At 55.5% G+C, this 26558-nt stretch carries 19 protein-coding genes; 10 read left to right on the plus strand and 9 right to left on the minus strand.

The features are described from left to right. Positions 1 to 107 precede the first annotated feature (107 nt). The gene (locus ACXJJY_RS06750) at positions 108 to 1103 is read left to right on the plus strand and encodes a LysR substrate-binding domain-containing protein (protein ID WP_456386233.1); all 996 of its coding nucleotides are present in this window, start codon (positions 108 to 110) and stop codon (positions 1101 to 1103) included. Positions 1104 to 1194: 91 nt separating this feature from the next. Here the strand turns inward: ACXJJY_RS06750 and ACXJJY_RS06755 are convergent, their stop codons facing one another. Continuing rightward, a complete protein-coding gene (locus ACXJJY_RS06755) occupies positions 1195 to 2403 on the minus strand; it encodes a pyridoxal phosphate-dependent aminotransferase (protein WP_456386235.1) in 1209 nt (402 codons plus the stop codon). 433 nt (positions 2404 to 2836) lie between these two features. Here ACXJJY_RS06755 and ACXJJY_RS06760 point away from each other — a divergent pair, with 433 nt between their 5' ends. Both ACXJJY_RS06760 and ACXJJY_RS06765 read left to right on the plus strand, forming a co-directional pair. Further along, positions 2837 to 4552: a methyl-accepting chemotaxis protein gene (locus tag ACXJJY_RS06760; RefSeq protein ID WP_456386237.1), complete on the plus strand. Its 1716-nt coding sequence runs from the start codon at positions 2837 to 2839 to the stop codon at positions 4550 to 4552. Further along, positions 4549 to 6900, plus strand: coding sequence for a PAS domain-containing hybrid sensor histidine kinase/response regulator (locus tag ACXJJY_RS06765; protein ID WP_456386239.1), 2352 nt, complete (start codon positions 4549 to 4551; stop codon positions 6898 to 6900). Before ACXJJY_RS06760 ends, ACXJJY_RS06765 begins: the two co-directional genes overlap by 4 nt. A gap of 51 nt (positions 6901 to 6951) precedes the next feature. Here ACXJJY_RS06765 and ACXJJY_RS06770 read toward each other — a convergent pair whose 3' ends face one another. After that, positions 6952 to 8682 (minus strand): hypothetical protein, encoded by a 1731-nt coding sequence (locus tag ACXJJY_RS06770; RefSeq protein WP_456386241.1) that lies wholly within the window; start codon positions 8680 to 8682, stop codon positions 6952 to 6954. Positions 8683 to 8778: 96 nt separating this feature from the next. Next, positions 8779 to 10407: an NAD+ synthase gene (locus ACXJJY_RS06775; protein ID WP_456386243.1), complete on the minus strand. Its 1629-nt coding sequence runs from the start codon at positions 10405 to 10407 to the stop codon at positions 8779 to 8781. A 483-nt stretch (positions 10408 to 10890) separates the two neighbouring features. On the opposite strand from ACXJJY_RS06775, the gene ACXJJY_RS06780 reads away from it, so the two are divergent. Next, positions 10891 to 12012, plus strand: coding sequence for a hypothetical protein (locus ACXJJY_RS06780; protein ID WP_456386245.1), 1122 nt, complete (start codon positions 10891 to 10893; stop codon positions 12010 to 12012). 95 nt (positions 12013 to 12107) lie between these two features. On the opposite strand, the gene mltG is transcribed toward ACXJJY_RS06780, so the two are convergent. Next, on the minus strand, positions 12108 to 13187 hold the full coding sequence (gene mltG, locus ACXJJY_RS06785; protein ID WP_456386247.1) for an endolytic transglycosylase MltG: 1080 nt from the start codon (positions 13185 to 13187) through the stop codon (positions 12108 to 12110). A gap of 94 nt (positions 13188 to 13281) precedes the next feature. Beyond that, entirely contained in the window at positions 13282 to 15717 is a 2436-nt protein-coding gene (gene lon / locus ACXJJY_RS06790; protein WP_456386249.1) for an endopeptidase La, read from the minus strand. A gap of 375 nt (positions 15718 to 16092) precedes the next feature. Between lon and ACXJJY_RS06795 the strand changes: the two genes are divergently transcribed. Next, on the plus strand, positions 16093 to 16902 hold the full coding sequence (locus ACXJJY_RS06795) for an acyltransferase (protein WP_456386251.1): 810 nt from the start codon (positions 16093 to 16095) through the stop codon (positions 16900 to 16902). On the opposite strand, the gene ACXJJY_RS06800 is transcribed toward ACXJJY_RS06795, so the two are convergent. Further along, a complete protein-coding gene (locus ACXJJY_RS06800) occupies positions 16835 to 17206 on the minus strand; it encodes a hypothetical protein (RefSeq protein ID WP_456386253.1) in 372 nt (123 codons plus the stop codon). The two genes, ACXJJY_RS06795 and ACXJJY_RS06800, sit on opposite strands and share 68 nt — an antisense overlap. Between ACXJJY_RS06800 and ACXJJY_RS06805 the strand changes: the two genes are divergently transcribed. Continuing rightward, positions 17207 to 18319, plus strand: a complete 1113-nt coding sequence (locus ACXJJY_RS06805; RefSeq protein ID WP_456386255.1) for a hypothetical protein — start codon at positions 17207 to 17209, stop codon at positions 18317 to 18319. It abuts the gene before it with no gap. Positions 18320 to 18342: 23 nt separating this feature from the next. Here the strand turns inward: ACXJJY_RS06805 and nadA are convergent, their stop codons facing one another. From nadA to ACXJJY_RS06820, 3 genes are all read right to left on the minus strand, one after another. Continuing rightward, positions 18343 to 19392, minus strand: coding sequence for a quinolinate synthase NadA (gene nadA / locus ACXJJY_RS06810; RefSeq protein ID WP_456386257.1), 1050 nt, complete (start codon positions 19390 to 19392; stop codon positions 18343 to 18345). 287 nt (positions 19393 to 19679) lie between these two features. After that, positions 19680 to 20945, minus strand: a complete 1266-nt coding sequence (locus ACXJJY_RS06815) for a SagB family peptide dehydrogenase (protein ID WP_456386259.1) — start codon at positions 20943 to 20945, stop codon at positions 19680 to 19682. A 197-nt stretch (positions 20946 to 21142) separates the two neighbouring features. Beyond that, on the minus strand, positions 21143 to 21631 hold the full coding sequence (locus tag ACXJJY_RS06820; protein ID WP_456386261.1) for a universal stress protein: 489 nt from the start codon (positions 21629 to 21631) through the stop codon (positions 21143 to 21145). A gap of 463 nt (positions 21632 to 22094) precedes the next feature. Here ACXJJY_RS06820 and ACXJJY_RS06825 point away from each other — a divergent pair, with 463 nt between their 5' ends. From ACXJJY_RS06825 to ACXJJY_RS06840, 4 genes are all read left to right on the plus strand, one after another. Beyond that, positions 22095 to 23180 (plus strand): radical SAM protein, encoded by a 1086-nt coding sequence (locus tag ACXJJY_RS06825; protein ID WP_456386263.1) that lies wholly within the window; start codon positions 22095 to 22097, stop codon positions 23178 to 23180. A 79-nt stretch (positions 23181 to 23259) separates the two neighbouring features. Then, positions 23260 to 24288, plus strand: a complete 1029-nt coding sequence (hemE, locus tag ACXJJY_RS06830) for a uroporphyrinogen decarboxylase (RefSeq protein WP_456386267.1) — start codon at positions 23260 to 23262, stop codon at positions 24286 to 24288. Beyond that, the gene (locus tag ACXJJY_RS06835) at positions 24288 to 24869 is read left to right on the plus strand and encodes an HDIG domain-containing metalloprotein (RefSeq protein WP_456386269.1); all 582 of its coding nucleotides are present in this window, start codon (positions 24288 to 24290) and stop codon (positions 24867 to 24869) included. Before hemE ends, ACXJJY_RS06835 begins: the two co-directional genes overlap by 1 nt. A 348-nt stretch (positions 24870 to 25217) precedes the next feature. Further along, on the plus strand, positions 25218 to 26402 hold the full coding sequence (locus ACXJJY_RS06840; protein ID WP_456386271.1) for a hypothetical protein: 1185 nt from the start codon (positions 25218 to 25220) through the stop codon (positions 26400 to 26402). Positions 26403 to 26558 lie beyond the last annotated feature (156 nt).

Consider the following 26558-nt stretch of genomic DNA (forward strand, 5'->3'; position numbering starts at 1 on the left):
GGTAAGCATTCCAGCTTGACTCAGGCCCATTTCCTGCTATCTTTATCAAAGACAATTTGCAATTCGTCAAGTTCCTGTTCAGTTATTTTGATAAGCAAGAGGGAACGATGCCTGTCACACTGCGCCAGCTTGAAATCTTTATTGCCGTTGCGGATACACAGCAGGTAACCAGGGCGGCAAAAAAATTATACCTTACCCAGTCTGCGGTCAGCATGGCTCTGGGAGAGCTGGAAAACAACCTGGGAGGACCGTTGTTTGACCGTCACGGCCGCAGCCTGCTCCTCAACGATCGCGGTCGTTATCTACTTCCGCTTTCCAAGGAAATTCTCTATCAGGTTGGCAACATCGAGGCCATGCTCACCGAAAAAAGAGACACTGTGGCCGGATCCCTGGAGATTGTCGCCAGTTCGACCATCGGCAACTATGTCCTGCCATACCTGATCGGCACGTTCATGCGCATGCACCCTGCGGTGCACATCAACATGATGGTGCTCAACACCCTGAATGCCGAAAAACGGATCGCCAGTGGCGAGATGGACCTGGGATTTGTGGAGGGACACGTCAGTGATGCAATGGTTCGGGCCGTTCCCTGGTTTGAGGACGAACTGGTAGTCATCGTCAGTTCCACCCATCCCCTGGCCAGCGAAAAGACCTTCAAGGTTCCAGACGACATGGAACGGACAACCTGGGTCATGCGGGAAGAGGGGTCTGGCACCGCAGAGATATTCAAGAAAAAGCTCGGCCGCTACGCTTCTCATCTCAAAGTCAAAACCAAGCTTGGTCATACCGAAGCCATCAAGAAGGCGGTGGAATCCGGCGCCGGAGCCGGCTGCCTGTCTTCGCTGACAGTGTGTCGTGAAATTGAGCATGGCTGGCTCAAAAGCCTGCCGGTAGAGGGAATCGACATGCAGCGTCAGCTGCTGATCATCCACCACCGGGAGAAGGTCACAACCCGGCTGATGGATGAATTCCTGAGCTTCTGTGAAGTGATGAGCGAATGTGGTCTCGGCCGGGCCTGCCTGTCTTCTCCCTGGAAACTGCAAGCCCTGCTCACCGAGTACTCGATGGAAAAGGAGCAGAATAAAAATAAAGCTGAACGGTAAAGAAACGTATCGGAACAACAAAAAGAGGCGGCTTCCGCGAGGATACCGCCTCTGCAAAAGGAAGGAGAACGGGTTCTGTCAGCACGAAAGATCAGTCAAGTGCGGCCAGAGCCTTTTTTATACGCTCCATTCCTTCTTTGATGACATCCATGGAGGTAGCAAAGGAAAAGCGGACAAAGGCATCGGCGCCAAAGGCGGCACCCGGGACAGAGGCGACCTGGGCCTCGTCGAGGAAATAATCGGCCAACGCCACGGAATCCTCTATTTTCTTTCCCTTGAAGGATTTGCCGTAATAAGCTGAAAAATTCGGGAAAACATAGAAGGCCCCCTTCGGGTTGACGCAACTCACTCCAGGGATCGATTCAAGGTCGGTGACAAAGAAATCGCGCCGGGGCAGAAAGGCCTCGGTCATGGTCCTGGGAAAATCCTGAGGCCCGGTCAGAGCGGCCAGGGCGGCATACTGGGCCGGTGCACACGGATTGGAGGTAGACTGGCTCTGGATCTTGTTCATGGCCTTGATCACATGGGCAGGACCGGCCGAATAGCCGATACGCCAGCCGGTCATGGCAAAAGACTTGGAGACACCGTTCAATATGATGGCCTGCTCCTTGAGCTCGGGGAGAACATCGAGAATGTGGGGCAGCGGCTCATCCATATAGGTCATGGTCTCGTAAATGTCATCACTGACAATAAGCCAGCCCCGCTCCAGGGCCATTTTACCAACGGCCTCAAGGGCCTCTCTGGAGAATACCGAACCAGTGGGATTGGAAGGGCTGTTCAGAAAAATGGCCCTGGTCCTGTCGGTAGCCTTTGCCGCCACCACATCGGGATTGAGATCAAAGTCCGCCTTCTCATCCAGATCCACAGTCACCGGGACTCCGCCCGCCAACTGAACCATGGGTGGATAGGACACCCAGTATGGAGTCGGAACCAGAACCTCGTCGCCGGGATTGAGCACGGCCTGAAAAATATTGTACAGACCGTGTTTCCCGCCGCAGGAAACCTGTATTTCGTCAATGGTGTAGTCCCAGCCATGATCTTCCCTGAACCTGTTGCAGATGGCCTCTCGCAGTTCGGGAATGCCGGGCACCGCCGTATAACGGGTGTGCCCCTCGTCAATGGCTTTTTTACCAGCCTCGCAGACATGAGCCGGAGTATCGAAATCCGGCTCTCCCACGCTGAAATTAAGAATATCGGCCCCAGCCTCTTTCAAGGCCTTGGCCTTGGCGTTCACCGCCAGGGTCGGCGATGGAGGTATCTGCAAAACCCTGTCTGCAAGAGCAACAACATCCTGTGCCATTATCTTCTTCCCTCCAGAAAAATATAGTTTGGATCACAATACCGCAGTGCAGATGCTGTAGCGCTTTCAGGACGTTTATTCAAGCAAAAACCAAAACAGGACCCCACAAAACATTCCATCATACGTACAACCACCCCTCAAACACCGGCTGCAGACAGCAGATCACATCTTCGAAACATCTGTACGAAAGCCGCATGGCTCATGGGCATGAAACACTGTGATCAATGCGGCGCCCCTGCAGCAGTAGAAAAAATCAGTCCCCGCCTGTACAAGTTCATTCGCCGGTGGTACACTTGCCGTGTACGGAGAGGTATAAAAAAGCGCTCTACCAGGGGCAGAGGACCGCCCCTGGCGGCATCACGGGAACCATTGAAACAGCTCAATCCATAACACGTTATAAACCCTTACCTACTTGTCTGCAGGAGAAAAAACCATGTTCCGCAATCTGAGTATCCAGTGGAAAATCCTGACGATAGCTCTGTTTGGCCCCATCATCATCTCCCTGGTGCTGGCCTGGCAGCGAATTTCCGACATCCGCCAGGGAGCAGTGGACGCCATTATTTCCAAAAGTGCTGGAATCGTACTGATGGCCGAGGCCACCAGGGACCGGATGGCCAACAAACTTCAGCTTGGCGTCATCACCCCGCTCGACCAGCTTGATCCCTCGCTGGTGGTGGAAGCGGTGCCGATCATAACGGCTCTCCAGGTTGCCGGGGACAAGGCGGCAGAAGCAGGATACATCTTCCGGGTGCCGACCATGGAGCCGCGCAACCCGGATAACAGTCCGACGGAATTCGAACGCAAGGTGCTTGAAGAGATCAAAAACAAAAACCTGGATCACAAAATCATAGTCGAAGACAACCAGGTCCGTTATTTCAAACCGATCCGCCTGACCCAGGAATGCCTCTTCTGCCACGGTGACCCGAAAGGTGAACTTGACGCGACCGGCAGGGCGAAGGAAGGCTGGAGAGTGGGAGACATCCACGGCGCTTTCGAGATCATCAGCTCCCTTGAGGATGCCAACAAGGCAGTTACCAAGGCAAAATGGGCGGTGTTCCTGAGCACCATAACAATTCTGTCCGCGATCACGGCGGTTGTCTGGCTGGTGCTCCGTACGTCCATCATCAAACCTCTTTCCGAGGCAACGGAATTTGTCGACAAAGTCGCTGCCGGCGACATGACCTCGTCCATCACCGCAAAAAGCAATGACGAAATTGGCTCAATGGTGCAGAACCTGAACAAAATGGTTACACATCTGCGCCAGGTTATCCGGGAGATATCTTCCACCGGCGCGACCCTCCTCGAATCGTCCGGTGATCTTGGTTCGCTGGCCGATGACTTTGTCTCAGGTGCGGAGAAAACCGCCGAAAGAACCAGGGCTGTGGCAGATGCGGCAGAAGAAATGAGCGCCAACATGGCCACGGTCGCGGCGGCCACCGAAGAAGCATCGACCAACATCACCCTGGTTGCCACAGCCACCGACGAGATGTCCTCAAATATCAACGGAATCGTCACATCGACGGAAAAAGCCCAGGCCATCACCAAGAGCGCGGTGGAAGAAGCTGGCTCCGCCTCCGAAAAAGTAGACGAACTGGGTCGGGCGGCCATGGAAATCGGCAAGGTTACCGAAACCATCACTGAGATTTCGGAGCAGACCAATCTCCTGGCCCTCAACGCCACTATCGAGGCAGCCCGGGCCGGAGAAGCCGGAAAAGGCTTTGCAGTGGTGGCCAACGAAATCAAAGAGCTGGCCAAGCAGACAGCAGAGGCTACCGGCGAGATCAAAAACCGGATCGACTCCATCCAGAACTCGACCGACGCCACTGTCCGGCAAATCCAGCAGATCACTGCTGTTATCAACGAGGTGGACGAGATTGTCGCCACCATTGTCACCGCAGTGGAAGAGCAGTCCGCCACCACCAACGAAATAGCCGAAAATATCAGCCAGGCGTCCATAGGGATCCAGGAAGTGACGGAAAACGTCGCCCAGGTTTCCGCGGTCTCCGGCGAAGTAGCCCAGGATATCAACGAGGTGAGCCAGGCTTCGGTCGCTACCTCGGAAGGCTCTGCCCGCATGAAGGAGGCTGCCGTCAAGCTGACCGGGCTTGCGCGTCAGCTGCAGGACATGATGTCCCGCTTCAAGGCATGATGCAGCATCCGATTGTCCGCTGTCACCAATTCCGTATCCGGGCCGTTCGCCTGTATCCAGGCTGGCCCGGATGCCGTTTTCCCGGTGCAGTGGATGATCGACCCCTGGCCCGGAACTGCATCAAATCCAGCAATACCCGCCGGCGGTCAGCAGACAGACCGCGCACTGCGGCATGGAGCATGGCCGCCGCTGCATTTCTCGCCTTAACCAAAGAATGTGCGGCCTCTGTCGGCACAACCGGATCATGGCTTCCGGCCGCACAACCTCTGCCCCACCCTCTTTTGCAGCTCTTGCTTCCAGGACTTTTCACCCTTGCCCTGGCCCTCATCCTCTACCGGATCTTTCGCAGGCAAACCAGAGAGCTGCAACGACAAAACCAGGAGCTCGAAAAAACCAGGCAGAATCTCCTTACGGAGATACAAACCAGGAAAATTCAGGAACAACAGCTCCGCGAAAGTGAACAGCGTTACTTCAACCTGTTTGCCAACAACCATTCCATAATGCTGATCATAGATCCCGGCTCCGGTCGTATCATCGACGCAAATCCTGCCGCCTGCCGCTACTACGGTTACAGCCACAAAGAACTCACAAGCATGTCGATATCGGACATAAACACGCTTGCAGAAGAGGAGGTCTTTGAAGAAATGTCCAAGGCGAAGTCGGAAAAGAGAAATCACTTTCTTTTCCGTCACCGACTTGCCAGCGGCGAAACAAGAGATGTTGAAGTCTACAGCGGCCCGATCACGATAGACAAAAAACAACTTCTCTATTCAATAATCCATGATATTACCGAACGGAAAAAAGCTGAAGCCGCTTTACGCAAAAGCAAAGACGAATGGGACCGCACCTTCAACTCCTTTACGGATATGGTCATCCTGACCGATCTCGAACTGCGTATCCGCAAGGCCAACAGGGCTGCCCGCGTCATGCTTGGCAGCCGGAAGGACGAAGATATTATCGGCCACCACTGCTACAACCTGCTGCACGGCAGAAGCACGCCCTGCCCGTCCTGTCCGGTCCAGCAGACAATAGAGGACCTGCAGCCCTGCACCAAGGAAATGTATATTGAATCCCTGCAGCGGACCTTCATGATCTCGACCGGGACGGTCTTCGACGACCAGGGACGCCTGGAATTCGTCGCCCATGTTGCAAAAGACATTACAGAGCTCAGGCAACTCAAAGAAAAACTTGCACAGGCCCAGAAGATGAAAGCCATTGGCACCCTGGCTGGCGGGATTGCTCATGACTTCAACAACATCCTCTCGGCCATCCTTGGATTTGCAACCCTGGCCCGACAAAAAGCCGATCCAGGCTCGGCAATAACAGCAGACCTGGACAACATCATCGCCGCCGGCCAGAGGGCTTCAGATCTTGTACGGCAAATCCTGACATTCAGCCGTACAACCAGATCTGAACCAGAGCCTCTCCGACCTGCCATTGTCATCCAGGAAGCCCTGGTCCTGGTACGATCCTCCCTGCCCGCATCCATTGTCATCGAAGAAAAAATCGATCCAGACTGCGGCATGATCAAGGCAGACCCGACACACATCCACCAGATCATCATAAATCTCTGCACCAACGCCCTCCAGGCAATGGAAAACGAAAAGGGCACCGTCCGGATCAGCCTGCAGCGCGAAACCATCTCTCCCCATGAACTCGATATGCACAGCCAGCCCACCAGGGGACAGTATATTGTTCTCTCGGTCAGCGATACCGGCTGTGGCATGAAACCAGAGACCATAAACCAGATCTTCGAGCCCTACTTCACAACCCGGACTCCGGACAAGGGAACAGGGCTTGGCCTGGCGGTTGTCCATGGTATTGTTCAGTCCTACAACGGTTTTATCAGGGTGCAATCCACATTGGGGCAAGGAACCACATTCAACGTTTATCTTCCGGCCCTGGACAGGGCACAGGAGACGATCCCTGAAAACAGTCCTCCGGATATCGCCCCTGTCCGTAATCTCTACGGGAACGAAAATATTCTGATCGTGGATGACGAACCCCAGCTTACCAGGGTTGCAGAAAAGACTCTCGCCCCATACGGCTACAGAGTTGCCACCACCACGGACAGCCGGGAAGCTCTTGTCTGGATCAGTGAAAGCCCCAAACGTTTCGACTGTCTTGTTACAGATCAGACCATGCCCGGGCTGACCGGCGCCGAACTGGCCCGGGCCGTCCTCCGGATAAACCCAAACATGCCGGTCCTCCTCTGTACCGGTCACAGTTCGACCGTGTCAAGAGAGCAGGCCCTGGCCATCGGCATCAGTCGCTATATCATCAAGCCGGTGGTTGGCAACACACTGGTTCGTCTGGTACGGGAGGCTCTGGACGAGAAGAAAAAATAGAACATCGTCGGGAACAGCATCTGCCAGTGCCGTACTTTCAAGACACCATCTTCATGGCTCCTTATAAACAGAACACTTCTTTTCCGGATCATAGGACTTGAACACCGGATCATCGTAGCTGGTATGGCACTCCAGACAGAGTCCTACCCGCAGAATACGCCGGAGTTCCTCGCCGTTGAATGGTCTAAGGTTCGAGCGTGATCCGTGCTGCAGGGGCTCGCCGTCGATGGTGACAAAGGCGTCGAATCCCACTGTACGGCCGACCAGGGTTTCCACCCCCTGGTCCACGGGGCTGAAACGCCACTGGCCGTCTTCCTTCCAAACCGTGCCGGTTCCGAGGCCGACCGTCTTGGGAGTGGCATGACAGTCTCTGCATGTCCTGCCCTCACGCTGGGTAGTATGGGGGTTGATGGCCGCCATGGTGAACCGGTTGAAACCGCCTTCGATCTCTCCTTTATCATCGACCAGTGTCACCACATCCTGGCAGCCGGGGGTGACAATGACAATTTCATCCCCCCAAACCCCGAGCATGGGTTGTTCATAACGGATATAGGAACGCCCCTCTTCCCACCAGCCCGGGGTTTCCTTAAGGGTCAACTTGTCGAGATGGGTTTCCCGTGCATCGCGCTTGGCATGACAACCGTAACATTGCGGCACCCAGGTGGAGTGACAGGCCTCGCAGGTCAAACGCTTGTGGGGAGGGTACCCGCAGGCCTCATTTTTCGGCGGATCAAGCGGTCGTTTTACTCCGTCATTCTTGCCGATAAGGACAAAGTGGTCCCCCTCCTGCCTGATATTGGTTATGTCCTTGCCTTTCCGGGTCTTACCCGGTTGCCGGGAATGACACCCCTCGCAGCTGATCTCGAGCTGATCTTCATAATGGGCGTAACTGGTGCCATCGCCCATGATCTCGTCACGGGTGTGGCAGTCTATACAGGCCATGCCCTTTTTGTGGTGGATATCCTCGGCAATCTCCAGATAGAACCGGTCACCGGGAAGCCGCCTGGACGACAGGTGCCCCTTTTCATAGGGCGTACCATACCCTTCTGCCTCAAATATACCGGTATAGGACAGGCCAATGCGACCCGACCGGTTATGGCAGCGGATACAGTTTTCCTCGGGGACCTGCTTGACGATAAAGGGATGGGGCTTCTTTTTCTTTTCCCCGTCTTCGCCGCTCAAGTCCTCATTTTCTTCAGGTTCGAAATCTGTCACTGTCAATCGCCTGACCCCTTCAGGTGAAATATAGTGGCAGGCCGAGCATCCCCCACCCTTGTCGTTGAAAAACTGCGGCGCCCCGGGCAGGTCGTTCTTCTGTTTCCAGAGATGGCACGTGGCGCAGAGCTTACGAAAATAATCAAGTGCCAGTGACGTTTCCCCGCTCTCAAGAAGTTTCTCCACTGAAAAGTCACCATCCTGGGTCTCGGCCTCGCCCCAGTAGTAGAGAAGGGTGGCCAGGATGCCACGGTTGGTGGCCATGAGCGAATTTTTTACCTTTTGGATGTCTGCCGGATGACACCCTTCGGTACCGCAGGTTTTTTCTGCAACCCTCAGGTCTCCAGGGTTGAGCGCCATCCCCTGGTGGGCCTTTTCCTTGTCAATGGCCAAGGGGTCTCCCAGGTGGCAGGGAGAGCAACCAACCACCATGCCATCATGGGCAGGATCCAGCTTTTCATCTTTGTGACAGCTCAGGCACATCTCCACAAATCCGGCCGTGGTTACCGCTATCTGTTCCGGACGTTTTGTTCGGCTCTCGCGCAGCATAAGGTAACCCAGAAACATAATGCTCAAGGCAACCAGGCAAACCAATACGATATTGTTACGATTCAGAGACACAATGCACCCATGCAAATAATTCTGCGATAATTCAAAACCATATCACTCTTCTACAAACCCCTGGACAATGGGATAGCGCCGGCCATATCCAAAGGCCTTGGAGGTTACTTTCAGCCCCAGGGGGGCCTGCTTTCGCTTGTACTCGTTTCGTTTGATCCTGCGAATAACATCGCAAACCACCGCCCGGTCAAAGCCCTGTGCGACAATTTCGTCAACACTCCTGTTTTCTTCCAGGTAAGCCTCCAGGATGGGGTCGAGAACCTCGTAAGGAGGCAGGTCGTCCTGATCACACTGATCCGGCTTGAGCTCGGCCGTGGGCGGCCTGGTCAGGATACGTTCAGGAATAATCTCCCGGTCCCGGTTAATCCACCGCGCCAGCTCGTAAACCATGACCTTTGGCACGTCGGCGAGCACGGCCAGGCCACCGCTCATGTCCCCGTACAGAGTGCAGTAGCCCACCGCCAGCTCGGATTTGTTACCCGTGGACAGGAGCAGGTGACCAAACTTGTTCGACAGAGCCATGAGCAGATTACCCCTGATCCTGGCCTGGATGTTCTGCTCGGTCACATCATCGGCCAGACCGGCAAACATCGGGGCCAAAGTCTCCCGGCAGGCCTCCATGACACGGTGAATGGGAAGAAGTTCGAATCCACAACCGAGGTTCCCGGCCAGATTGCGGGCATCATCCACACTGGCCCGGGAGGTATAGGGAGACGGCATGGCCACGCAAAGCACATTATCCGCTCCCAGGGCCGCACAGGCGATGACCGCGGTGACCGCAGAATCGATTCCACCAGACAAGCCAATCACTGCCTTCCTGAAGCCGATCTTGCGGAGATAGTCCCTGGTCCCCATGACCAGACCGGCAAAGACATGATCAATGCTGTCCGACAGGTTCAAAACCGGATCCCACTCCCCCGGGTCCAAGGTATCGATCACCAGCATGTCCTCGGCAAACCCAGCCGCCACCTGACATACCCGCCCCTCCCTGTCCATGACCAGGGAGTGACCGTCAAAAAGTAAAGAATCCTGCCCACCCACCTGATTGACGTAGAGCAGAGGAAGCCCCTGAGTCCGACAGAGATCGCGAAAAACCCGCAACCGTTCTTCAATTTTTCCATGATAATAAGGTGAGGCAGAAATATTGATCAGCATATCGGGCCGACCTGCTGCTACCATTTCTGACACCGGATCGAGCGGATAACCAAGTGGCCCTGACCAAATATCTTCACAAACGGACAGACCGATCCGCTGGTCGCGAAAGGGAAAGGCCAGCGGAGGTTCACCGGGCTCGAAATACCTTGATTCGTCAAAGACATCATAAGCAGGCAGAAGCTGTTTCCGGGCCCTGAAAACCACCCGTCCTCCTTCGATGAGCAGGGCCGAGTTGTAAAGGGGCTTGCCAGGTCCGCGACGGAGTTCCGGCACTCCGATCACACAGGACAAACCACCGCACAAGCTAAGGAAATCCTGGAGAGCACGATCATGGGCTTCAAGAAAAGTGGAACGTTCCAGCAGGTCCTGGGGTGGATATCCACAGAGGGTCAACTCAGGGAAAACAACAAGGTCGCATTCCGCCAGGCGGGCCTTTTCCAGCCATGCCTGGATCTGTTGCAGGTTGCGCTCAAAGGCGCCAATCACCGGATTGGTCTGGACAAGAGCGATTTTCATTTAACTGATCCTGAGCAAAAAAACAGCGGCTGCGCCCCGTCTGGGCCATCCTTGCCATTTCTTTATTTCTTCTGGTCCCATATGATGGAAGCCGGTAATAAAAATGACCGCCAGCCGCCACCTGGGCTCACACAAGGTGATGCTGCATCACCACAACGACCTGCCGGCCGGGAATCGAAAAAGTACTCATTTCCTGTGCTTTTGAAAAGGAAATAAGAGTGACAAACCACCTGTGACAGCAAGCCGCCCGCCCTGCCCTCCTTTTGCATCCATTTGACAAGCCGCGGGACAGTGCCTATCTATTATTCAGGTATCACGGTGAAAAGACAAATTTTTCCGCACATGAAAATCTACTCCACAGGGATGTCGATGCGCGGAAAGATCATGCAGGATCCCACAGCCTGCACAACGACAGATGAAAGCTGTTAAGACTTTCATATAAAACATCCAGATAATCTCAACCAACCAAGAGGATGAGCAAACATGCTACACCAGTTGAGCTACCGAAACATTGACAAACAGGAAAAAGGTAAACTCAAAGAACTTGTGCATGAGCAGGTGCAGGACCTGAAAGAAAAAATGGGCGGCCTCGCCCGCAGAAACCCCACTCTGTACGGGACCATACAGAAACATGGCAGCCGGCAGCTCTACAGGATGGGCCTGAGCCTGCACATCCCCGGCAAGACCCTGGTTGTCCAGGAAGAAGGTGACAAGGCGGAAAACGTCCTCCGTAAGGGATTCAAGGAGCTGGAACGTTTGGTTGCCAGGCAGAAAAGCCTGATGAAAAACGAGCATTTCTGGAAACGCAGGCAGCGGCGCCTGGATCTCAAAACAGCTCCGCCCGCTACCACCGACAACCAGAAAACACTCTCGAGCCCGCAATCCTGGTTCGCCATCGTCGAGCCATTTCTCAACGATCTGTACCGGCTGGCCCGAAGGGAGATCACCTACCTCCAGGCCTCAGGAGACCTGCTGCCATCGGATATCACCCCCGAAGAACTGGTGGATGCTGTGGTAGTGCTGAGCTTTGAAAAGCAGAACAAAAAGCCTGAGAATATTCAGCTCAAACCGTGGCTCTTCAAGCTGGCCCTGGACCAGCTTGAAGAAGAAGTCAGGAAAAGCAGAAACAGCCGGGAATTTCTCCACCTGGAAGAGAAGGTCACCACCCGCGAGGGTGCGATCTCAGACGATGAGTCCTGGCTCTATGACTTCTATCAACCGGATGAAGTCCTGTCGCTGGAGGACCTCATCGCCTATCCCGATGATTTATCGCCCGAAGAAATCACCGCCCTGGCCGAGGAGCAGAAACACGTCCAGCCAGCGCTTGCCAACATGCCGAGAATCTGGCGCCAGGCCCTGTGGCTTATTCATGGCGAGAAGATCGAGCCCGAACAGGTATCTCTCATTCTTGATGCCCCGGTGGCCAGCCTGGAGCGGATCACTCAGCGCGCCGAGACCTTTCTGCGGGGCAGGCTGGCGGACAAGGGACTGGTCGAATGGGCCGCCACGGAAAAAAGCCTCACCTTGCTCTTCCATGTCCCGGCAAGCCAGGAACTCGACACCGCCTTCCGCAGTGAACTGAGCAATAAATTCAACGCCAGCTGAACCTGAGGAATTCGACCGGCCCGGACCAGGGTCCCGGTCGTGCCCATGGCATCTACCTTCTCATCCGGGCGGGTGATTCCTGGATCTTCCAGGAGCTACCCGCTCTTTTTTTTGTCCTGCTGCTGACCAGTCTGCCCGGTTTTCGTTCCTCTTTTTATCGCCTTCCGGTAGGCCCGCACCGCCCTGTTATGTTCTTGCAGGGTTCTTGAAAACTGGTGGGTACCATCGTTCCTGGAGACAAAATAGAGCACATCGCCTTTGGCCGGATGGAGCACCGCCTCCAGGGCCGCCCGGCCGGGATTACATATCGGTCCCGGAGGCAGGCCGGATATGACATAGGTATTGTATGGAGTCCTGCGGCGAAGATCGGCCCGGGTGATGGGACCACGGACATTATCGAGCCCATAGGTCACCGTGGGATCGGCCTGAAGCCGCATGTTCCGCTTGAGCCGGTTGAGAAAGACCCGGGCGATGAGAGGGCGCTCCGTTGGCTCGGCGGTTTCTTTTTCAACAATCGAGGCCAGGGTCACCACCTCATGACGGGAAAGGGCTTTGCTCTGCGGGTCCACCGGAAGCGGACTGGCCTGGATCTCCTGCCAGACCTCCTCGAAACGGGCGACCATGCGGCGAAGGATGGCCGGTGCGTCGTCAATGCCGCGCACCAGGGTGTAGGTGTCGGGGAAGAGATAGCCCTCGAGGCTGGCCACATCCAGCCCCAGGGAAGATATGAAATCCCGATTCCGGCTCAGAGCCAGGAAACGCTCCTGCTCCACCCAGCCCGGACCGGCGAGAATATCAGCCACCTGGTATACGGTCTTGCCCTCGGGAATGGTGACCCGATGCATGACCTGACGACCTTCTTCGAGCAATTGAAGGATTTTCAGTGGTGTCAGGCCGTAAGGAATGCAAAACTCCCCGGCCTGGAGTTTTCCGGCCGACCCGGTAAGGCGGGCAAGAAGAAGAAAGCGAAAATCTCCCGGGACCAGGCCCTGACCTGCAAGCAGGGAGGCTATTTCCCGGACCCCCGCCCCCCTGGGGATATAGACCACGACCTCTCCCTTGCCCGGAGCTGGAGTTACCGCATAGCGCCAGAACCAGCCACAAATAACCAGGAAGATCAGCAGCAAAAAGCAGGGGGCCAGGAAGAGGAGTTTGTTTTGTATCCTTCTACCCATAGTCCCTCAACCCTGCTGCCTCAGGAAAAGCAACAAAGGAAACAGCCCCCTCTGAGCTTGCAGCCTGGCCGTGAATCCCGCAGGAGGAATCCGGTCAGGCAGCTGCCTGCCTGGATTTCCCTGCCGGCTTGCGCTTACGGAACGGTTTCTTGATCTTTCCCAGGGCAATATCGATAACCTGATCCATATTTTTGACCGGGTGGAAGGTAATTTTTTTCCGCAGTTCCTGCGGGATCTCCACCAGGTCCTTCTGGTTTTCCTCGGGAATGATCACATGCTTGATTCCAGCCCGAAGCGCCGCCAGAGCTTTTTCCTTGAGTCCACCGATGGGCAGAACCCGGCCGCGCAGGGTCACCTCACCGGTCATGGCCAGGCCCTTTTTCACGCTCTTGCCGGCAATGGCCGAATAGAGAGCGGTGGCCATGGTGATGCCGGCGGACGGACCGTCCTTGGGAATGGCGCCGGCCGGAACATGGATATGAATGTCGATCTTGTCGAAATATTCAGGTTTGACCTCGAGATCCGCACACCGGCTGCGGCAATAGGTCAGCGCTGCCTGGGCCGACTCCTTCATCACATCCCCCAGATGTCCGGTCAGGGTCAGGCGTCCCTTGCCCGGGACAATGGAGGTTTCGATGTGGAGCAGCTCGCCGCCCACCTCGGTCCAGGCGAGTCCGACCACCAGGCCCGGCTGGGCCAGGGTGTCGAGCTCGGCCTCGGGAAGAAACTTCGGTGGTCCCAGGTATTTGCCGATGGTGTTCCTGGAAATCTTGTACGGACCCTTGCCCCCTTCAGCCACCCTGCGGGCGATCTTGCGGCAAATCTTGCCCAGCTCCCGCTCCAGGCCACGGACACCGGCCTCGTGGGTGTAATGGCTGATGATCAGCTCCATGGTCTGGTCATCGAGCCGGATGTAACTGGGCTTAATGCCGTTTTCAACGATCTGGCGCGGCAGCAGGTACTTTCTGGCGATGACCATCTTCTCCTCCAGTGTATACCCGGAAAGACGAATCACCTCCATGCGATCCATGAGCGGACCGGGAATGGTATCGCTCATGTTGGCGGTGGTAATGAACATGACCCTGGACAGATCAAAAGGCAGGTTGAGGTAATGATCGGAGAAAGTCGAATTCTGCTCCGGATCAAGCACCTCCAGCAGGGCCGACGAGGGATCGCCCCGGTAATCGGCACCAATCTTGTCGATCTCGTCCATCATGAACACCGGGTTGTTGGTCCCGACGTTCTTGAGTCCCTGCAGGATGCGGCCTGGCAGGGCTCCGATGTAGGTCCGTCGATGACCGCGGATTTCCGCCTCGTCGCGCATTCCGCCGAGCGAGAGCCGGTAAAACTTGCGGTTCATGGCCTTGGCAATGGCCTGGCCAAGCGATGTCTTGCCCACGCCCGGAGGACCGACGAAGCAGAGGATCGGCCCCTTGGTGGCCTTGTTGAGTTTACGCACCGCCAGATACTCAAGGATACGCTCCTTGACCTTGTCCAGTCCGTAATGATCCTCATCGAGCACCTTGGCCGCCATCTTGAGGTCCAGCCGGTCCCGGGAGGACTTGCTCCAGGGCAGGTCGAGTATCCAGTCCAGGTAGGTACGGATAATGGTCGCCTCGGAGGCATCGGGATGCATCATCTCCAGCCGTGCAAGCTGCTTCTTCGCCTCTTTCTTGGCATACTTGGGCATCTTCTTTTTCTTGATCTTCTTGCGCAGCTCGTCGATCTCCTGGGAGTAGGCATCCTCGTCGCCCAGCTCCCGCTTGAGGGCCTGGAGCTGTTCGCGCAGAAAGTATTCCCGCTGAGAGCGGGACATCTCTTCCTTGGCATCGGACTGGATCTTGGCCTGGACCGTGGAAACCTCAAGTTCCTTGTGCAAGAGGTCCGCCACCAGGCGCAGCCGTTCAACAGGGTCCACAGTTTCGAGAATCTGCTGGGATTCAGCAATTTTGAGCCTGAGGTTGGAGCCCACCAGGTCGGCCAGCCGACCGGGCTCCTCGATATTGTTGATGATCATCATCAGGTCCGAGGAAAGGATTCCCCGCAGCGACATGATCTTTTCGGTCTGTTCGCGGACAGTACGCATCAAGGCCTCGATCTCCACCGTAATCTCTTCGACTTCCGGTTCCTCGATCAAGTCTATCTCCACCCGGTAATGGGGGTCCTTCTGCAGAATATCCCTTATACGGGCCTTGGACAGGGCCTGGACCAGAACCTTGAGCCGGCCATCGGGCAGCTTGAGGGTCCGCATGATCATGGAGACCATGCCCACCCGGTAGATATCCTCCGGGTCCGGATCATCCTTGGTCGCATCCTTCTGGGTCACCAGCATAAGCAGCTTGTTGCCGTCCATGGCCTCATTGACCGCCTCGATGGACCCTGGACGACCGACAAAAAGCGGGATTATCATATAGTTGAAGACAACGACATCCCGAACCGCCATCATGGGCAACTGATCAGGGATTTCGAGGTCCTGGGTGTTATCGCCGAAGTCATCCATACTTGCAGACAGCGAATCATTAAATTCCATGTAATTCTATCCTCCTGTAATCAGTGTCTGTCCAGAAACGAGGATTTTCGTTCAAGATCAGGCAGGGGCGCTCGAAGCCTGCGCTTATCTGCAAGACTCCGAGATACCATTTATCGACAGACACTGATCAGCTCTCAGACTGATTGTACTTCATCCGGAAACTGCATTCCGGTTCCAACAGGACGGACCGGCGCTTCCGGGAACCATAAAAGAGTAAACATTACCCCAACCGAAGTCAAGGAAGGGCCGTCGTATCTGGCGCAGTTTGCATTTTTTCTTGAATAAAAGGTGTGACTTTGTCACATTTGGGGAGTTTGTGTACACACCAGGCTCAATCCTGATCAGCTCTGTTCAATACAAAGACGGTGAAAACCCATGCTTGACGCTGCATCTTTTTTTGACCTTACCGATTTTTCCCATGAGGATCTTTTCCAGGACACGGCCCATGTCTGGGATGCGCTCAAAGATCTGAAAAAGTATATGGATCAACATCTCGACGAAGAACTCGGTCATCCCAGCCTGATCAGCGGCATGCCGCTGACCGAGCCGCTTATTTACCTGGACGGCGCCCTGCATGCAGCCAAGGATTGTCATATCGTCTATGGTGACGCCACAAAGGGCAAGCTTGAAGTCCGGCACGACGGCGTGTTGCTCAAGGGGGCCTCGGTGATCATGGCCGGAGCCGTACTGGTGGGAAACAGGATAAACATCGGCAAAGGAGTTCTTATTGAATCAGGGGCCATGATTAAGGAGCCGGCCATGATCGGCGATGAAACCGAAATCCGCCAGGGCGCTTACCTGCGGGGATATTGCCTGATCGGCGACCGGTGCGTGGTGGGTCACACCACCGAGGTCAAACATTCAATATTTCTCAATGATGCAAAAGCCGGACATTTTGCCTACCTGGGTGATTCCATCCTCGGCGCAGGTGCCAACCTGGGTGCGGGCACCAAGTTCGCCAACTTGCGTTTTCTCCCCGGCACCATCAAGATCCGCACCCCCGACGGGATCGTGGATACCGGCCTGCGCAAACTGGGCGCCATCCTGGGTGATTCGGCCCAGACCGGTTGCAACTCGGTTACCAATCCCGGCACCCTGATCGGCCGGGGCGGTATCCTCATGCCAAATACCACCGCACCTTCGGGCTATCACTCTGATAAAGCAGTGATTCGGTCGCAGGCTTGACCTGCTTGAGACGTTCCTGCTCCTGGGCACCCCGAACATAAAGATTGTAAAAAAGGCCAAAGAGAATACCGACGGTGAAGAAGATTCTCAGTATCCTGTCCCACGGCGGCCTCTGTCCATCGGAAAGATAGCGGATAAACACCACCAGAACCCAGGTAAAACCGATCTCAAAAGGCAGGGTGTTGAGCAGTGAGATAATGGTCCCCTGGACAATCGACCCCGTATCCTGGGACCAACCCAGGTGAAAAATCACATAGGCCAGAGCCGTCAGCACAAAGCTGATCTTTTCGCGAAGCGTATTCATATGCACACACAACCAGTTATAATCTTTCCAGATACCATTCCTTCCCCTGACATGCTCATCCCCCTTGTACAGGTTTTCGCTCCGGTTGTCTACTGCCAGCCGGTTGAAACAGAAAAAAACGCTTCCCCGAAAGAGAGAGGAGATTCGCTGGTCCACACCCTGATCGACCACGACCTGTGCCGTCTTTTTGCCCCGGCCCCGCTGGGACAGGATCGGGAGCGTTTTCTGCACCTGATCAGGGACCTGCAGACCCGGCGGGACGACTATGCCGGACAGCTCGGTCACCTCGCCCTGGCCGGGATAGGCAGCAGCGGCCGTTCAGACCAGGAGACCAGGACCTCGATTATCGGTTCCCTGCTGGCGGACAAAGGAATTGAGAGCAAAGAAGAACAGGAACAGGAGATGATCCTCTGGCAGGCCAGGCTCATCCTCAAGCTGGCCGAACTCCTGGAAGAGGAGCAGAGAGAGCTGCAGGCCGAACTGGATCGAATTTCAAGCCGCGAGCACCAGTTGTTCCAGGAACTCCGTTCAGAAAACGGGGAGCCGTTCTCCCTCACCGGAGCCATGCTTTCCGCCACCGGCACCACGGATGGCCAGCTACGGCTGCGGCTCAAAGCCTGGGCCAGGCTCTTTGGCCTTGGCAGGAGCTGTCCCGAGTCCTCGCGAGTTTTTGTCACCCGAAGCCGCGACGCACTGGACCTGCTGATAGAGGAGTATCCGAAAGTGGTGGAAGCTGACCGCCCGAGCCAACTTTTTTCCATCGAACTGCCCGCCAGCCTGGCCAAGGGTCAGAACCTTTTTGACCTGCGGCAGCGATTGCAGGAACAGGGTTCCGAATTGCTGTCAAGGCTGCACGTAGCCATGGAGACAGTCGAGGACACCTGCTTCCGGGAAGCGGAAGAGAACCGTTGGCAGGAACTGCTGGAGACCGTCTATCCGGCCACCTCCTGCGGCCGCTGTCGACTCACCATGATCGGTTTCCCAAAAATTCCCGCGGCCCAATTCTTTCTCCAGACCTTTGGCAGCGACGACGCACTTGTCCCGCCCCCGGTTGCAATTGATCATGAACAGCCCGGAACCGTGGTCGGAGTACTGGAAAGAATCGACAACTGACCCGGCCTGGCCGCAAGGGAGTCTCAATCCCCCTTATGTTGGGCGGCGAAATCAAGCATACGGCGTATGGGCAGGACCGCCCTTTCCCGTATCTCCGGATCGATATGGATCTCATGTTCGCCGGTTTCCAGGACGTGGAGCAGGCTCTGCAATGAATTCATCCCCATCCAGGGACACTCGGCACAGGCCTGACAGGTGGCACCCACTCCAAGGGTGGGCGCCTCGATAAGAGTCTTGTCCGGAGCAACCTGCTGCATCTTGTGAAAGATGCCCTTGTCCGTGGCAACGATGAACTCGCGGTGCGGCATGGACGCCACGGCTCTGATCAGGGCCGTGGTGGAACCGACCACATCGGCCAGACCGATAATCTCGGCCGGTGATTCGGGATGCACCAGCACCGCAGCCTCGGGATGGAGACGGAGAATTCTCTTCAGGGCCACGGCCTTGAACTCTTCGTGCACCACACAGGTTCCAGGCCAGAGGATCATCTCGGCGCCGGTTTGATCCTGGATATAGCGACCAAGATGTTTGTCCGGGGCCCAGATGATCTTTTCACCCCGCTCGGCCAGGTGCCTGACGATGGGAAGAGCGATGGCCGAAGTGACCACCCAGTCGGAACGGGCCTTGACCCGGGCGCTGGTGTTGGCATAGACCACCACGGTATGATCCGGGTGCTGGTCGCAGAACGCGGCAAAAGACTCGGCCGGGCAGGCCTCGTCCAGGGAACAGGTGGCCCGGGTATCGGGCATCAGCACCCGTTTTTCCGGATTGAGTATCTTGGCGGTTTCTCCCATGAACCGAACCCCGGCCACCACCAGCGTACGGGCATCCTGATGGCTGCCGAACCTGGCCATTTCCAGGGAATCCGCCACACAGCCGCCGGTCTCCTCGGCCAGCTCCTGCAGATCGGAGCTGGTGTAATAATGAGCCACCAGTACCGCGTCCTGCCTGCGGAGCTGCTCTTTTATTTTCGCCACCAGGGCCTCTTTTTCCTCCACAGCAAGTCCCGGCCATACCGGGTGCTCCGGCACTTCTATTGTCGGCAACTCGGGAAATTGTATATTGTCAGACAACTTTCTCTCCTTATCCTTACTCTCCAACCAGCCTCTCTCACAGCCGTCCCCTGGCAAGCGGGGCGTGGTCCCGGCCCTGAGTCACGAATGCGATGTAATACCATGCCCGAAGTTTTTTAGCCACTCGACCGCTTCTTCGGTCCGCGACAGCGGATGAACCCGCGACAACCCGACCCGAGACAGGCAGAGATTATCCATACATCAAAAACTCGATCAATACCGGAAAAATAGTACCACCCCGTGCCCCGGTCAAGACAAAACAATTGAACCGCCATCTCCACAGCCACTCAACGACCAAAGGCCATGGCGTACAGGATCATGTCGCTGGTCCCGAGAAATTCCTCCACATCATGATCATAAAAGGCACCGATACCCGAACAGCCGAAACCAAGCATCGTGGAGACAAGGTAGATCCGCTGGCCCAGTATCCCGGCCTTGAGCATCATGGGCAGGTAGTTTTCAGCATTACTATGCCAGAAAACAGTCACTGCCCCATCCGAACCAAGGGATTGTTCAAGACAGAGATAGCCGGAAAACTCCCTGAAATCTCCGCTTTGGCAACAACCATACTCGTCGTGGATACCGGGCTGCATTTCCTCGACCCGGTGGACAACCTCGGCCGTACGCACCAATACTTTGCAATCAGTGGCCAGCGGTCGGTACACAACCCGGAGAACCTCGGCAAACTCGTCCCGGCTTATGGGCTGGCCGGAAAAAGAGCGGATGGACCGGCGGGCAAGAATGGCACGCCGCAGCCGATCCGGATCACACCGATACACCTCTGCCCCGTCTGCCGACCGGCAACCTGCAGGACAGGCCGAAGCGGCATAGGCCGCCTCGATCACCCCGTTCTCCGTGAAAAACCCGGTACCATCCACAAAAGGCAGGCTCAAATCCAGACCGGCGACCAACTCCTCCTCCCTGCGGCCGGACACGACCGCGGCCATGACCAGTTCCCGGCGCCCGAATCCGAAACAGCGGCCAAGGGTCTCACGCTCCAACCGGCACACGAGCTGAAAGGGTCTTTTCTGGACCGTTGCCGCCGCTTCGATGCAGCCGAGCATATGACCGGAGTCCAGCAGGCAGTAGCGATAAGCCCGGTCTCCATATTTCCAGCTCGAACGATAATAGAGAGCCGTGACCAGAAAGATAATTCCCGCAACCCTCCTGCGGTCCGCCATGGCCGCTTCCAGGCCCTGGTCACCGGTGAGACGATACAGCAGCCGGACCCGTTCCCGAAGCGGTTCAAAATGGTAGACCCCGTCTTCCAGCCCTTCAACACCGCGGGCCTGCAGATAAAGTTCGCAGGGATACAGGGCCCCGGCTGAAGGACTGACCCGCAGAAAATATGAACCGCCGGGATATTTCTTTTCCGCACTCAGGCCACCGCAGAGAAGGAGAAATTCGCGCAGGCTTGGAACAGTCTTAAGCGGGATTGCCGGAAAACAGGCAGGATAATACTTGAAGACAGCCGGCTGGCGATACCAGTCCACACCTCCGCCGCCGCGAACGGATTCCCAGGTATGGCTTGACTGCAGATGATAGGAAAACATGAAGTCTCACCTCCTGATCAGTGCTGCGCCTGCCCGCTAAAAACAAAACCCGCCCTGGAACAAAACGGGCGGGTTTTTCCTGCCTGAACCGTCATGGCACTGGACCCGGCATTCATGAGGGCATCCCTGCCTGGGAGCGCACCGCCGGGCATGGCACAGAAACGACAGGGTCTATTCGTTGCGGCAGCGTGGAACTTTCACACCCTGCGCGCTTCCTCGCACTCTTCACGGTAAGGGTTGATTGTCATGACAGGACAGCAGGCGTTTTTGACCACCTTGTCTGCAATAGAGCCAAACAGGATACGCTCCAGACCCTTGTAACCATGGGTCCCCATGACAATCAAATCACAGTCCACGGTTTTGGCATAGTTGAGCAGCTCTTCGGCCACATCACCGGCCAGAACCTTATGGACAACTTTCGAAACTCCGCGATTCCTGATCATCTCTTCATGATCACGGACAAAGGCCTCCATACGTTCCTGGGCCGAGTCAAAAAGTTCTTTCTCCAGATTGGGCAGATTCACCGGCGGAACAAAAAAACCGGAGTAATCGTCAAAATTCTGCACCACAAACACCAGATGCACTTCAGCCTTGAAGGTACCGGCCACGTAGGCTCCGGCATCAACGATTTTCTCGGCGTTGTCAGAAAAATCAATCGGAATCAGGACACGCTTGATCTCCATCATACTCCACCTCCCCGCAGGATTGTTTGCTCGGAGCGCAGCGCCACGTGGCAGGCTGTTGAAAAACGTAACGAGCAAAGATGGGTCTGAAAAAAGTGAGGCGAAAACGCGCAGTGCATATGGAATACATGGGCATTTTGGAGTCTCGCAGACAAACGTAGCCTTCAGGATCGCTTATCTGAACGAATTCCGGGACCGCATCTTCAAACGCAGCAGTTTTCAATGGCCTGAAAGGCTGCACGGTTCTCTGTTATATTGTGCGACAGGAACAGGTCCTTGGCAAGGGGAAAGCCGCAAAAACAAAGGTTGACCATGTTTTCCAAGGCGAATATATTTCAACTGATTCTGCTATGACATTGGTATCCTCGCGGAGACCACCCGGGAAACGACCCCTCACCGGACCCCCTGAAACCCCGCCGGCCCAACATCGCGGGCTCGGCCATCCAGCATAACCACGGAGAAACAGATGGAGTTTGAACCCAAATGGATTGCCTGGGAAATCACCCGGCGCTGTAACCTGAAATGTGTCCACTGCCGTTCTTCATCCGAGCTGGAAGTCCAGGAGCATCCGGATTTTTCCCTGAAAGAAGCAAAACGGGTTCTTGACGACATCAACTCCTACGCCAGCCCGGTGGTGGTCCTTTCCGGTGGCGAGCCGCTCCTGAGAAAAGATGTATTCGACATCGCCACATACGGAACCGACCGTGGCCTGCGCATGTGCATGGCTACCAACGGTACCCTGGTCAACGAAGAGGTTTGCCGCGGGATCAAGGAATCGGGCATCAAAATGGTGTCGCTCAGTCTGGACGGAGCCAGCGCCGCGGTGCACGACAACTTCCGTAACCAGGAGGGAGCCTTCGAGGGCACCATGAATGCCATCCGGTTGTTCAACGAACACGGGATCCCCTTTCTGATCAACTCATCCTTCACCAGGCGCAACAAAGAAGAGGCCCCGAAGATCTACGAACTGGTCAAGAAGCTGGGGGCCACGGCCTGGTACCTGTTCATGATCGTACCCACCGGCCGCGGTGAGGAGATCATGGAAGAGCTGATTCCCGAGTCGGAATACGAGGATATCCTCAACTGGCATTACGACATGGAGAAAGAGGAGCATGACCTGCTGGTCCGGCCCACCTGCGCGCCCCAGTATTACCGGATCGTCCTCCAGCGCTCCAAACAGGAGGGAGACCGGTTCAAACGGCGGACCCTGAAATTCTCCACCGGCGGCTCCAAGGGTTGCCTGGCCGGGCAACTGATCTGCCTGATCGATGTGGACGGCAATGTCCTGCCGTGCAGCTATTTCCCCAAAGCAGCCGGGAACATCAGGGAGCAGTCGTTCAGGGAGATATGGGAAGATTCCAGCCTGTTCAGGGACCTGCGTGATTTCAAGAGCTACAAAGGCAACTGCGGCCGGTGCGAATACGTCAATGTCTGCGGTGGCTGCCGGGCTCGGGCGTATGCCATGACCGGAGACTACATGGGACCGGAACCGTTCTGCAATTATCAGCCACAAAAGGGTGCCACGGAGCCGGGTACCGAGTCCTCTTCGTAAAAAGGGCCACCACCGGGAGGCGGTTCGCCGGAGCAAGGGGCTTTCCGCTTTTTTTTGAACCCACAACAAGGATGCAATGATGAACGACACTTTCTTACGCGCCTGCCGGGGAGAAAAAACCGATTACACACCGGTCTGGTTCATGCGCCAGGCAGGACGCTATCTCCCCGAGTATCAAAAGATCAGAAAAAAGGGGACCTTTCTCGACCTGTGCAAGACTCCGGAGTTGGCAGCCGAAGTTACCCTGCAGCCCATCGACATCTTCGGGATGGATGCGGCGATCCTGTTTTCCGACATCCTGATCCCCATGGAAGCCATGAACCTCACCCTGGAATTCCATGAAGGACGGGGACCGGTCTTTCCGGATCCGGTCCGGAATCAGCAGGCCGTGGACAACCTGATCGTCCCGGACCCGGACGAGACCATGCCCTTTGTCATGGAAACCATCCGTATCCTGCGCCGGGAACTCAAGGTGCCGCTGATCGGTTTTTCCGGAGCGCCCTTTACCCTGGCCACCTACCTCATCGAGGGCGGATCCTCCAAGGTCTTCCTGGAGACCAAACGGATGATGTTCCAGGCCCCGGAACTCTACAACGCCCTGCTCACCAAGATCACCCGCTGCACCAGCCTCTATCTCCAGGCCCAGGCCCGGGCCGGAGCCCAGGCCCTGCAGATCTTCGACTCCTGGGCCGGCGTGCTCGCACCCTGCGACTATGAACGGTTCGCCCTGCCCTACGTCCAGTCGATCATCCGCGACCTGCGGCAGACAACCGATGTGCCGATCATCTACTTTGCCAACAACGGTTCGACCCTTCTGGGCCATACCACCACGGCCGGAGCCGATGTCCTTGGCCTGGACTGGCGCATCAATATCGGTGATGCGATTACCAGGGTGGGCGACCACGCAGTCCAGGGCAATCTGGATCCCATTGCCCTGTTTCTGCCCCGGGACGAGCTGCGCCAGCGGGTTCACCGGCTGCTCGACGATGCCCGCGAGGCCCGGGGGCATATATTCAACCTGGGCCATGGTATCCTGCCGCAGACCCCTCCCGATCAGGCGAGAATCGCCGTGGATGCGGTACACGAGCACTCCAGTAAAAAGGCTTGATGGCGGTTCCCTCCCTGACCCAGTGCTACCAACTCATGGAACGGTACCGGATGCTGCCCAACATCCGGCGCCATTCCATCGTGGTGGCCAAGGTGGCGGAGCTGCTGGTGGATACCCTGCCTCCGGAACTTGAGCTTCCGGACAGGAATCGGGTTGTCGCCGGGGCCCTGCTCCACGACATCGCCAAGACCCTCTGCCTGGACAACGGTTGCGAACACGCCCTGCTGGGGGCGGTTATCTGCGAGGAGCACGGATTCCATGAGATCGCCCCCTGCGTGGCCGAACACGTCCTGCTCAAACATCACGAGCCCCAGCGGTACGCCCGGGGACATTTCCTGGCCCGGGAAATTGTCTATTACGCCGACAAAAGGGTCCGCCACGACCAGATCGTCAGCCTGGAAGAACGGCTGGACTACATCATCAAGCATTATGGCAATAATGATCCCCTCCGCCACCGACTGATCCGGGAAAACTTCCAGAAGTGCATCGACCTGGAACAACACCTCTTCCAGTGGCTCGATTTCCCCCCTGAGGCCGTTCCCGAGATCATTGCCTGCGGCAAAAGGAATCTAGCGACCTGACATCCGCAGTGATCGCCTCCGGGTACGGGATCCATGTGAACCAGGTCAACCGGTGGGACAAGGAAGCGATCGAAAATCTACCCAGCTCTTTGTAACTGGGTTGTTAAAGTCTCTCCCTGTAGGGTGGCGAAAGGAATGATTTTATTTTGCTCTGACCATATTTGTCCGGGATCTTGAGCATGGAATGGCATACAGGCGCCTGATATCCAGTTCTGCATGCATGATATACGACCAGAATAGGCATAACTCGTTGTTTTTACATTGTTAACGTTACCAGGTCGATGTAGGTTATCCAGACCTGTATAATTACTTGTTAGGCGCAAAATAGAACGGGTAGCTCGCGTGACGATGAATACTAGAAAAATACCTGAAGAATTTAAATTCATCCAGGAACGAGTGTTGCGAGTGATTAAACCAATAAAACCCGCAAACGATTCTACTCAGGCGGAAAAAGACTTTCTGTTTGCGGCAAAAAGAACTCAGGCGGGTCGCTCGCTTCCACCGTACTATCTCGTCTATTTCCTCTTTGTTGATCTTCTTGGCTTCAAGAACCTAGGTCAGTGCGAGAAAGTCTCCTGGTCTGTACCAATTGATTACCGTGGCCGAGCGTTTCTTATTGAGCATAGAAAATTCGGTCTAGGTATCTTTGCAAGAGACAGTGCGGAGGATGAAGCTGCCGCAGGCGAGATAGCTACGCTAATACATAAAGGTGTTAAAACAGCTCGCCCGTACTTTGATTATATTGCCCAACAGGCGGTATCGGACTCAAAGGTTAATGTGCTTAATAATAGTTCTGACCTATATGATAGGTTTGTATTTCTATCGAAGTCGGTTAAGGACAAACTCAGCGAAGCAGAGCAACGCAAAGATGAGAATGATGTCGATATTGATGAATACGATGGTTTGTCTTGGCGATCTGTAGCACTTCCTTCTGCAAGGATACGGTTTGAGGCAAGGTGGCTTGCCTTATCAGCAATTGAGGCGTTTTTCAGCTGGACTGAGCATGTTTTTATACATCTAGCCCTACTGCAAGGAAAACTTTCAAATGCGGAAGAAGTAGCCAAACTTGCTGGATCTGAATGGAGCTCCAAATATAAAACAGCCTTACCCCTTGATGACATTCAATCAAAACGATGGTTTGACGAACTCATTCATATCAAAAATGAAGTTCGTAACTACATTGCTCATGGGGCATTTGGGAAACAAGGAGAAGCTTTCACATTTCATTCTGGAGCAGGAGCTGTCCCCGTTCTCCTTCCTCACAACAAACAAAGCAAGAAATATTCACTTGGTGCAGGTCTGGAACTAAAAGTAGAGGAAGCACTGTTAGTGATAGATGACTTTGTTGAGTATTTATGGTCAGGCCCGCGCGAACCTGCAAAGATATATATTCAACGATCCGAGTTACCCATCATAATGACAATGGTTGCCGATGGTTCTTACGCAACGGCGATGACTTCCGTAGAATCAATGGAGGGCTTCGTTGACCACTTATCCGGGGAGTTCGATCGTGCAGCTAACATGGATTGGTAGGGACAACGTTGGTCCGTGGCAAAAGCGCCTAACACTTAGAAGGCCCCTGGTTGTCAATAGACAAAAATAATTTAGAAGCGAAAAATTAATCGCCCTTCAGCCGAAGGCTGACTGATCTTTGAAAACGCCCTGTCTTGGGTTTCATATTCGGTGACA

It is taken from the genome of Desulfolithobacter sp., assembly GCF_054025815.1.

Excerpts from the sequence above, each read along its gene's own strand:
- ACXJJY_RS06765 (WP_456386239.1), top strand. The coding sequence starts at position 4,549 with ATGATGCAGCATCCGATTGTCCGCTGTCACCAATTCCGTATCCGGGCC.
- ACXJJY_RS06805 (WP_456386255.1), top strand. The coding sequence starts at position 17,207 with ATGCACACACAACCAGTTATAATCTTTCCAGATACCATTCCTTCCCCT.
- ACXJJY_RS06750 (WP_456386233.1), top strand. The coding sequence starts at position 108 with ATGCCTGTCACACTGCGCCAGCTTGAAATCTTTATTGCCGTTGCGGAT.
- lon (WP_456386249.1), bottom strand. The coding sequence starts at position 15,717 with ATGGAATTTAATGATTCGCTGTCTGCAAGTATGGATGACTTCGGCGAT.
- mltG (WP_456386247.1), bottom strand. The coding sequence starts at position 13,187 with ATGGGTAGAAGGATACAAAACAAACTCCTCTTCCTGGCCCCCTGCTTT.
- ACXJJY_RS06770 (WP_456386241.1), bottom strand. The coding sequence starts at position 8,682 with ATGTTTCTGGGTTACCTTATGCTGCGCGAGAGCCGAACAAAACGTCCG.
- ACXJJY_RS06820 (WP_456386261.1), bottom strand. The coding sequence starts at position 21,631 with ATGATGGAGATCAAGCGTGTCCTGATTCCGATTGATTTTTCTGACAAC.
- ACXJJY_RS06835 (WP_456386269.1), top strand. The coding sequence starts at position 24,288 with ATGGCGGTTCCCTCCCTGACCCAGTGCTACCAACTCATGGAACGGTAC.
- hemE (WP_456386267.1), top strand. The coding sequence starts at position 23,260 with ATGAACGACACTTTCTTACGCGCCTGCCGGGGAGAAAAAACCGATTAC.
- ACXJJY_RS06780 (WP_456386245.1), top strand. The coding sequence starts at position 10,891 with ATGCTACACCAGTTGAGCTACCGAAACATTGACAAACAGGAAAAAGGT.
- ACXJJY_RS06775 (WP_456386243.1), bottom strand. The coding sequence starts at position 10,407 with ATGAAAATCGCTCTTGTCCAGACCAATCCGGTGATTGGCGCCTTTGAG.
- ACXJJY_RS06815 (WP_456386259.1), bottom strand. The coding sequence starts at position 20,945 with ATGTTTTCCTATCATCTGCAGTCAAGCCATACCTGGGAATCCGTTCGC.
- ACXJJY_RS06760 (WP_456386237.1), top strand. The coding sequence starts at position 2,837 with ATGTTCCGCAATCTGAGTATCCAGTGGAAAATCCTGACGATAGCTCTG.
- ACXJJY_RS06800 (WP_456386253.1), bottom strand. The coding sequence starts at position 17,206 with ATGAATACGCTTCGCGAAAAGATCAGCTTTGTGCTGACGGCTCTGGCC.
- ACXJJY_RS06825 (WP_456386263.1), top strand. The coding sequence starts at position 22,095 with ATGGAGTTTGAACCCAAATGGATTGCCTGGGAAATCACCCGGCGCTGT.
- ACXJJY_RS06840 (WP_456386271.1), top strand. The coding sequence starts at position 25,218 with ATGAATACTAGAAAAATACCTGAAGAATTTAAATTCATCCAGGAACGA.
- ACXJJY_RS06755 (WP_456386235.1), bottom strand. The coding sequence starts at position 2,403 with ATGGCACAGGATGTTGTTGCTCTTGCAGACAGGGTTTTGCAGATACCT.
- ACXJJY_RS06795 (WP_456386251.1), top strand. The coding sequence starts at position 16,093 with ATGCTTGACGCTGCATCTTTTTTTGACCTTACCGATTTTTCCCATGAG.